This is a genomic window from Dongia sp. P2_B8 (assembly GCF_056404715.1).
The window spans coordinates 1-3,678 of the sequence record NZ_JBFUDM010000015.1 but is presented as its reverse complement, the minus strand read 5'-3'; the positions used below and the strand labels follow the sequence as shown (position 1 = coordinate 3,678).

Genomic DNA, 3,678 nt, shown 5'->3' with positions numbered 1-3,678 from the left:
GATCGGCCCGTCATCGACGACTTTGACGGTGAGGCCGCCGCTGGCCTGGGTGTGGTCGCCGTCTTCGACGGTGTAGGAGAAGCCGAGTTCCTTGAGGATGTCGCCGACATTGACCGTGGGGTTGACGCCCTCGCGGTTGTCGAAGCCGTCATCGGCCGTGTCGTCATGGGCGAAGTTCTGCTTCAGCGTGAAGTTGTACTCGCCCGTGACCGCATCGACGGTGATCTTGAACTGCGGCACGTCGATGGTCCAGACGCCATTTGCCAGCGTCGCCAGCACGCCCGGGACCGGGCCGCTGGTGAGGGCGAACGAGGTGATCGAGCCCGGGCCGTCGCCGTTATAGGAGAAGTTCAGGAAGCCATGGGCGAACTCGCTGTTGGCGTTTTCGTCGGTGCCGTCCTTGGCGCTGCCCTGCTGGTCGAGGCCCTTTTCGAAGACCGTGGCGCAGGCGTTGCTGGTTTCCGGCGCGCTGTCATCGACGCAGACGTCGATCGTGGTCGTGATCGCGTCATGGTCGCGATCCTCGATCGTGACCTTGAACGGCAGGTCGCTCATGCCGCCATCATTGTCGAGCGGACCATACTGGGTGAACGTGTAGGTCGCCGTGTGGACGCCGTTGGCATCGCTGGCATTCGGGTCGAGCACCAGGSTGAAYACCGGCAGGTCGTCGGCGGTCACTTCGGTGCCTTGGTCAACACCATCGACATAGGCCGAGAACGTCGTCTTGCCGGTCTGCGCATCGTAGGTTTCGATCARMACGACCGGCTTGCCGCCCTGGGTGAGGGCACCACCGGTGAACTCGATGGCGACGCCGTCCGGCGCAACSGAGCCGTCATCGGCGCCGAAGGAATATTTGAACTCGCCGTTGATGAGATGGGTCGGCTTGATCTCCAGGTTGAGGTTCTGGACGTAATAATCGCTGTCGTCGCTGAACCCGCCACCCGGCAGCGCGGTGCCGGGGGCCGCCGTGAAGCGCAGCTCATCAAAGCCGCCCGACACGGTCGGGATCGCCAGACCGAACTGGCCGTTGAGGTTGGTCGCCGTGAAGTCGCCTTCGGCAACCTTGACGCCACCCTTCCACGCTTCCCAATGGCCCTGCTCGTTGCCGACATTGCCTTCATTGGAATAGAAGCGCGACAGCTCGACCGTGGCCGAGAGCGCCAGCTGCGGGCAGGCCTCGGTGCCGATCTTGAAGATCAGCGTTTCCGAACCGCCGGCATTGCCGTTCGCGGTGTGGTCATAGTTGATCTCGTCGAAACGGCCGCCGGAGCCGCCATCTTCGCCGCTGACCACGCCATAGCCGAGGCCGTTCTGCTGGAACAGCGCATCCTGGGTGCCATTGTTGTTGTTATTGTTGCCCTCTTCATCGAGGACCGAGATCTCCAGGTGCAGCCAGCCCGGGGTCTGCTGACCCGGGGTGATGGTGACCATGCAGGTCTCTTCCGAGAGGCACTGCTCGTCCTGCTCGGCCAGCGCCGTGCTGACTTCGGTCTGGCAGACCGGGCATTCGCCGTTCTCGATCGAAGTCGTGTGCGGCTCGCAGATCAGCTTCGGCGCATCGTCATCGACCTTGAACTTCAAGGTGGCCGGCGCGATGTCGCCATCGGCGTCGGTGACGTTGACGCCGAGCTGGATCAGGATGTCGTCTTCATAGCGGGCGGTGCCATTGTCGCCGTCATCGGCGTCGTTGGTGGCGGTGCCGTCATTGTCCTTGTGGTAGAGCGCCGCCTGCAAATCGAAGCTGAAGGCACCCGTTTCGTGGTTCAGGAAGACCGTGAAGACGGCGCTGTCGCCATTGCTGGGGTCATAGGCCTGCAGCTCGACACCATCGACCGCCGCCACCAGCTTGTAGAAGACCGCGTCGCCGCCGGCCGTCTTGAGACCGCTGTCGATGCCGGCGCCGCCGACCGTCAGGCCGAGCACGTTGAAGCTGAAGCCACCCGGGCCGTCCGTGCCGAAATCGGCAATGATCTGGCCGGTGACATGGGTATGGCCGGGGCCGTCGCCATTGCTGGCCGGGTTGTTGAGATTGTCCGGGTTGGTGTCGCTGTCCTGGTGGCCCGGCACGCCATTGGTGCCCGCCGTCAGGAAGTCTTCGTCGACATAGCCCTTATCGTGCTTGAAGCTGCCTTCGCTGCAATATTCGGTCTTGCAGATGGTCGGACCGTCATCCTGCACGATCACGGTCAGCGGCGCATCCACATGATCGCCGTCATAATCCGTGCCGCGGAAGTTCACGTCCTGGCCATCGATGGTCAGTGCCGGCGTCGAATCATCGGAATTGGTCGGATCCGGCTGGTTGATCTGGTGCAGCTGCAGCAGGGCGACCTCGCCATTGTTCGGCTGAACGTGCAGCACGAACACTTCGATGCGGGTCTGTGCGTCACCTTCGCCGACCAGGGCGTAGCCGACGATCGTGTTGGCGTCCGTCTGCTCGGCAAGCACCTCGAAGACAACGCCATTTTCCGTGATGGTCCAGTTGGTCAGGCCGCTCTCRAGCGGCGCATCGGCMGACCCGATATAGATCTGGAACGCCTGCGAATTGGTGGCGGCGTCRCCGGTGAAGACRGTCTGGCCGGCTTCCACATTGCCATAGGCACGGCCATCGGCGCCGAACGACACYGTCAAGTAGCTGTGCGCCATGCCGACCAGCGACGTGCCGAGGGGCAGGCCGGCKCCGTTCAGCGCTTCGTCACGGAGCCACGAATAGGTGTTCGGGTTGACGTCGTCCTCGGGCTGCGCTTCCTGGTCGGAATCCGGGTCATTCCAYTGCTGGCCGCCGGACTGCACGCCACCGGTCTCGTCATGGACGATGTCGCTGTCCGTCGGCTTGACTTCGACCGGGACCCACGCCCACTGGCCACCTTCGCCTTCGCCGTCAAGATTGACCCACTGGTAGCAGAGCGACCCCAGCGAGGGCGTATCGTCGACGTCCTGGAACACCAGCGCATCAGCCGGCACCGGCGTCACGGAACCATCGGAATCGACCACRAAGAACGGCACMCCAATGTCGAGGATGTCCGAGATGTCGCCGGCGGCGTCGGGAGTGCCGGGGACGTTGTCGATCACGCCGTAAATGGTGAAGTCGACATCGAAATCGTCGCCGCTCTCGAACTCGCGCATCGAGATGGTAAACACCACCGTGGCRTATCCGTCGCCTTCGCCGCCGCCATTGACATAATAGGCGACCAGCGTTTCGCCATGGCTGTTGTCAATGTTCGGATCGGGATTGGTGTCCGGTGCGCCCGGCAGGATGACRTACTGCAGYTCATTGCTGTGCGAGGTGAGGTTCATCGCCGTCAGCTGGTCGATGATCGGCGTATTGCCGCCGTTGATGAAGGAGAGATGGCCCGGCGTGTCGCCAAAGAAATTGATGGACACGACCGCCGTCACCGTCGTCGGCTCGAGGTCCTGATCGACGCCGTTCACGTCGTCCGAATGACCCGGCAGCTGCGAACCGTCTTCATGATCATCGGTGTCGAACGGATCATTGCCCGTCTCAAGTGGGCCCCCCCAATAGGCGTTGCCGATACCGGGCACATCGTTCAGCCCATCAAGCACATGCGACGGGAAATCCTCGATCTCCTTGGCCGCCTGGTCATTGCCACGGCCACCCGTCAGATCGTCCTCGTTAACCGCGTTCGGCTTCGTGATGCTGATGACCACCGGCGAGGTGTC

Annotated in this window: 1 protein-coding gene; it reads right to left on the bottom strand. The window is 62.9% G+C overall.

All coding sequences use genetic code 11. The features are described from left to right. On the bottom strand, positions 1 to 3,678 hold a 3,678-nt coding region (locus AC1DWZ_RS23930; protein WP_477171477.1), incomplete at both ends, for a DUF5801 repeats-in-toxin domain-containing protein.